Origin of the sequence: Nocardiopsis listeri (assembly GCF_020741345.1) — a bacterium.
In the GTDB taxonomy this organism is placed as follows: Bacteria; Actinomycetota; Actinomycetes; order Streptosporangiales; family Streptosporangiaceae; genus Nocardiopsis; species Nocardiopsis listeri_A.
Window position 1 is genome coordinate 1 of record NZ_DYZD01000225.1, and the last position, 5206, is coordinate 5206.

Annotated in this window: 5 protein-coding genes; all 5 read right to left on the reverse strand. The window is 69.0% G+C overall.

Annotated elements, in window-relative coordinates; translation table 11 throughout:
• Positions 1-192: 192 nt before the first annotated feature.
• The 5 genes from K8V84_RS12190 to K8V84_RS12210 are packed head-to-tail and all read right to left on the reverse strand — an operon-like array spanning position 193 to position 5055.
• Positions 193-1518 carry an ABC transporter substrate-binding protein gene (locus K8V84_RS12190; RefSeq protein ID WP_304074254.1) on the reverse strand — a complete coding sequence of 442 codons (1326 nt, stop codon included), beginning with the start codon at positions 1516-1518 and terminating at the stop codon, positions 193-195.
• Between the two features lie 24 nt (positions 1519-1542).
• Positions 1543-2619, reverse strand: coding sequence for a branched-chain amino acid ABC transporter permease (locus K8V84_RS12195; protein WP_304074255.1), 1077 nt, complete (start codon positions 2617-2619; stop codon positions 1543-1545).
• Between the two features lie 2 nt (positions 2620-2621).
• Entirely contained in the window at positions 2622-3473 is an 852-nt protein-coding gene (locus K8V84_RS12200) for a branched-chain amino acid ABC transporter permease (protein ID WP_304074257.1), read from the reverse strand.
• Positions 3474-3484: 11 nt separating this feature from the next.
• On the reverse strand, positions 3485-4204 hold the full coding sequence (locus K8V84_RS12205; protein WP_304074258.1) for an ABC transporter ATP-binding protein: 720 nt from the start codon (positions 4202-4204) through the stop codon (positions 3485-3487).
• Positions 4201-5055, reverse strand: a complete 855-nt coding sequence (locus K8V84_RS12210) for an ABC transporter ATP-binding protein (RefSeq protein WP_304074260.1) — start codon at positions 5053-5055, stop codon at positions 4201-4203. Before K8V84_RS12210 ends, K8V84_RS12205 begins: the two co-directional genes overlap by 4 nt.
• Positions 5056-5206 lie beyond the last annotated feature (151 nt).

The window sequence follows — 5206 nt, forward strand, 5'->3', positions numbered from 1 at the left end:
CGCCGTCCCGCGTGTGCGGCCATCGGTACCGAGTGCTGCTTCGTGGGCCACGGGGGTTGTTACCCGTTCGGGGCCGGAGAGCCCGGGTTTGATTCAACACCGTGCAAGAGGGGTCGAGCCGCGAGCTAGGAACGAGCGACCGGCGTGGACGACGATGAAGAATCCCTCTGCAAAGGCCCCGAAAAAACGCTGCTAGTCATGGAAGGGCAGGGTGTCCGGCATCAAGGGCTCGAAGTCGGTCTCCTCGATGGCACCGCCCTCACGGTCGGTGACACGCGGCTCCTGGACCACCTCGATGGAGCCGCCCTCCTGGTACTGGACCACGTACACGCCCTGGTGGCCACCGTGGTCACCCTCGGAGGAGGAGAAGGGCACCGGGCCGGGTCCCTGCCACTCCTGGGACTCCATGGCGTCGATCAGGGACTGTCGAGTGAGGTCCTCACCCGCGGACTTGAGGACCTGGGCGAACATCACGGCCTGGGTCATGCCGAAGACGTGCGTGTTGGTGACGGTGTCGCCCTCGCCGTACTCGTCGTAGATCGAGAGGAAGAACTGTCCCCACTCGTCGTCCTCGTCCTCCACCCGGGGCATGTAGGTGGTGATCAGCATGTCCGACAGGAACGCGTCGGCCGGGACGTCCTCCGCGTCGCCGCCCTCGGTGAAGGTCGCGAGCAGCCCCTGCAGGGTCGTGGTGTCACCGCCGATACTGGAGACCACCCACTGGGGTTCGTAACCGATCCGCGCGGCCTCCAGCATGCCCAGCGCGACGAACGCCGGGATACAGGAGCACACGAGGACCTCGGCGCCGGAGCTCTCCATTTCGGCGATCTGCGCACTCAGGTCGCTGACCTCGGATTCGTAGTGCTCACGGGCCACGACCTCGTCGCTGAGGTACTGGTCGAGCCCGGCCTGGGAATCCTCGCCGATGTCGTCGTTCTGGTACAGGTAACCGACAGGCTGACCGGGGAAGTTCTCGGTGATGTACTCACCCTGGATCTTCGCTTCCTTGGTGTAGTCGGTCTGCCAGCCGTAGGTGAGCGGGTGCTCGTCCGGGTTGTTCCAGGCCAGGGCACCGGAGGAGGGGAAGATGTCGGGCACCCCCTCCTCGTTCAGGTAGTCCAGGACACCGCTGTGGGTGGGCGTGCCCAGACCGCCGACCATCGCGAAGATCTCGTCTTCGATGACGAGCTGACGGGTGACGTCGATCGTCTGGGACGGGTCGTAGACGTCGTCCTCGATCCGGTAGTCGATCTCGCGTCCGTTCACCCCGCCCTGGGCGTTGACGAACTCGAACACGGCCGCGGCCCCCTGGGAGACCGCCAGGTACCCGGCCGACGCCGGTCCGGTCAGGGGCTGGTGGGTTCCGATGACGACGGCGTCGTCGGTGACACCCGGGGCCACGTCGAGATCGACCGCGGCGTTGTCACCGACGTCGCCCGCGCCCGTGCAGGCGGTGGCGAACAGGACCAGGGCCAGTCCGGGAGCCAGAAGGGCCCGATGTCCGGTGCGTGTACGCATGGTTCTCTCCTTGTTCGAAGGGGGTTAGGAGTTGCGGGCTCGGAGGCGGGCTCTGAGGCTCTGGACGGCCCCGTGGACACCCAGGGGCCAAAAGCGCAGAACGAGGATGAGCACGACGCCGAAGAACACGATGGGCAGGTTGTTCTCGGCGTCACGGCTCAGATCCATGGCGCGTGCCAGGTCGGTCGCCCAGATCTGTAGGTAGACGATGGCGATGGACGCCCACAGGGCACCCCACAGACTGCCGATACCGCCCAGAACCAGCGCGGCGAGCAGGGTCAGCGACAGTACGAGCGTGAAGCTGCCGGGGGTGACGGTGCCGAGGACGTAGGCCTGCAGGCCACCGGCCAGACCGCCGGCGGTGGAGGCGATGACGAACGCGACCACCTTGGTCTTGCCGACGGGGACGCCGGCCATGGCGGCGGCGGTCTCGTCGTCGCGGATGGCTCGCATCCGACGACCGAGGCGACCGGCGGAGATGGTGGCCAGTACCGCCAGGCCGATGGCGACGGTGGTCCACACGACCAGCGCCCGCCATTCGCTGGTGCTGACGACGCCTTGGAGGAAGGGCGGAACACCGGCGGTGCGGATGTTGAGCCCGTTGCTGCCGCCGAGAAGGTCGTGGAAGCGGTGCGCGAGTCCGGGAAGTCCGACCGCGAGGATGAGGGTGGCGCCGGCCAGGTAGGGCCCGTGCAGGCGGGCGGTGGCCGCGCCGACCGCGATGCCGGCGACGATCGACACCACGACGATGATGGCGAGGTTGGCGCTGATCGGCAGCATCGGCTGGTGCAGCACGAGCAGGGCCATCGCGTAGGCGCCGATCATCATGAACGCGCCGTGGCCGAGGGACACCTGCCCGGAGCCGCCGACCAGCAGTTGGAGCCCGGCGATGGCGAGCATGGTGTATCCGATGGCGGCGATGCGCAGGGCGGTGAGGTCTCCGGTGACGAACAGCAGTCCGGTGACGACGGCCAGGCCGAGCGCGGCCGACAACAGGTGTCGGACGGGTAGGGGCAGTGCCGCCCATCGGGACGGGCCCGGGACGGCCACGGCCTCGGTGGGCGCGGTGCGCTTTTCGCGCTGCGCGGTGGGCTGGGTCATTGCTACACCTTTCGCCCGGTCGGCCGGGACAGGATGCCGTCGGGGCGCACGCTCAGGACGAGGACGACGATGACGAGGGCGGACAGGGTGGCCAGTTCGGGCCCGAGGTACCCGGACACGTAGGACATGCCGAGGCCGATGAGCAGGCCACCGATGACCGCGCCGAAGGGGTTGTCGAGGCCGCCGACGACGGCGGCGGTGATCCCGAAGACGAACACCACGTCGAAGACGTTGGGCGAGATGAACGGGGGTCCGGCGAGCATGCCCGCGAGGGCGCCGATCAGGGAGGCGATACCCCAACCCGCGGTGAGCATCAGGCCGACCTTGACCCCGCTGAGTCGCGCGGCCTCCGGGTGGAAGGCCGCGGCGCGCATGCGCAGGCCCAGCGGGGTGAACCGGTACACCAGGAAGAGCAGGAGGGCGACGACGCCCACCGCGGCCAACGCGAACGTGTCCGCGGGCGAGAAGCGGCCCACGTAACCGAACGCGTAGCGGAACCCGTGCTGTTCGTTGCCCCAGATCATGCCGACCCCGCCCTGGATCACCAGGAGGAGGCCGAGGGTGACGATGATGGCGTTGAGCTGTGAGGTCTTGGCGATGGGTCGGATGATGACGCGCTCGACGAGGGCGCCCGCGGCCAGACCCACGACGAGGGCGGCGGCGAACCCGATCCAGTAGGAGCCGGTGAGCCCGGTGATGGTGTAGGCGGCGTAGACCGCCACCAACGCCAGGGCGGGCTGGGCGAAGTTCACCAGCCGGGTCGCCTGGTAGATGATGACCAGGGACAGTGCGAGGGCCGCGTACGCCGCCCCGGACGCCAACCCGTTCAGGGTCAGGTTGATGAAGTGGGTCATGGGGATCTCCCTCAGAAACCGAGGTAGGCGTGGCGCGTGCGGTCATCGGCGAGGAGGCCGTCGGAGGGGCCCTCCGCGGCGACGCCGCCCTGGTCGAGCACGAACCCGTGGTCGGTGACCGACAGGGCGCCGGCGGCGTTCTGTTCGACCAGGACGACGGTGAGCCCGGTACGGTCGCGCAGGTCGCGCAGCAGGGTGAAGATCTGCCTGGTGATGAGTGGGGCGAGGCCGAGTGAGGGTTCGTCGAGCAACAGCACCTTGGGGCGGGCCATGAGGGCGCGACCGATGGCGAGCATCTGGCGTTCGCCACCGGACAACGTGCTCGCGGACTTGTTGCGGCGTTCCACCAGGGGCGGGAAGAGTTCCAGGACCTGGTCGAACGTGGTGCGGTCGCGTCGATCCGAGCGCCACAGGGAGCCCAGGCGCAGGTTCTCCTCGACGGTGAGTTCGACGATGACCCCGCCGCCTTCGGGCACGTGTGCCAGCCCGCGGGTGATGACCTTCTCGGTCGGCAGCCGGGTGATGTCCTCGCCTTCGAGCAGGACCCGGCCGGAGGTGGCGCGATGCAGTCCGGTGAGGGTGCGCAGCAGGGTGGTCTTGCCCGCGCCGTTGGCGCCGAGCACCGCGCAGAGTCCCCGGTCCGGAACGTCCAGGGAGACGTCGTCGAGGGCGCGGACGGGACCGTAGTGGGCGGTCAGTCCTTGGATGGACAGGAGGGGTTCGGCGCTCATCGGGCGGCTCCGTTCCGTCGCGTTCCGTTGAGCCCGGGGTCGACGGCGACGGGTCCGCCGTCGGTCGACGCCTCGTCGGCGGGGGTGCCGAGGTAGGCCTGGGCGACGGCGGGGTCGGCCTGTACCTCGGCCGGGGTGCCGGCGGAGATGACCTTGCCGAAGTCGAGGACGAAGATGTGATCGCACACGTCCATGACCAGGTCCATGTGGTGTTCGACGAGGACGACCGCCATGTCCCGGCTGAAGCCGCGGATCTGTTCGGCGAGGTCGTTCATCTGCTGCCCGGACAGACCGCCGGCGGGTTCGTCCAGGAGGAGGAGTTCCGGTTCGCCCACGCAGGCACGGGCCAGGGCCACCTGCTTCTGCACGCCGTAGGGGAGGGTGCCGGGCAGGCGCGAGGCGTACTCGGCGACGCCGAACCGTTCGAGGGCCGCCATGGCCCGCTCCCGGAGCTCCCCTTCGTCCTTGTGGTGTCGTCCGAGCCCGCTGATCAGGGAGAATGGGCCACCGCCCGCGAGCCGGTCCGCCCCGACCATGACGTTCGCGATCACGGGCATCATCGGGAAGAGGTTGAGTCCCTGGAAGGTGCGTGCGATGCCGGCCTTGGCCAGGTGGTGGGTCCGGCGTCCGGGCGGGGGTTCCCCCTTCCAGGAGATGGTCCCGGCCGTGGGGCGCAGGACTCCGGACAGGACGTTGAACAGGGTGGTCTTGCCCGCGCCGTTGGGGCCGATGAGTCCGACGACGGAGCCCGGCGCGACGTGGAGTCCGACGTCGTCGAGCGCGGTGAGGCCCCCGAAGCGCACGGTCACCCCGTCCGCTCTCAGGAGGTGTTCCGGTGCTGTCGTTTTCATGACTGCCTTTCTGGTGACGGGCCGACGTACCGACCGGTCGGCACGTAACGGTGATCCGTCCGCCCCATCGCGTCCGGACCGGGGTGCCTCCCCCTTCAGTTGAAGAGGCGGGCCAGATCCACCCGGGACCTGATGTTGAGCTTGCGGAAGA

Excerpts from the sequence above, each read along its gene's own strand:
- K8V84_RS12205 (WP_304074258.1), bottom strand. The coding sequence starts at position 4,204 with ATGAGCGCCGAACCCCTCCTGTCCATCCAAGGACTGACCGCCCACTAC.
- K8V84_RS12190 (WP_304074254.1), bottom strand. The coding sequence starts at position 1,518 with ATGCGTACACGCACCGGACATCGGGCCCTTCTGGCTCCCGGACTGGCC.
- K8V84_RS12210 (WP_304074260.1), bottom strand. The coding sequence starts at position 5,055 with ATGAAAACGACAGCACCGGAACACCTCCTGAGAGCGGACGGGGTGACC.
- K8V84_RS12200 (WP_304074257.1), bottom strand. The coding sequence starts at position 3,473 with ATGACCCACTTCATCAACCTGACCCTGAACGGGTTGGCGTCCGGGGCG.
- K8V84_RS12195 (WP_304074255.1), bottom strand. The coding sequence starts at position 2,619 with ATGACCCAGCCCACCGCGCAGCGCGAAAAGCGCACCGCGCCCACCGAG.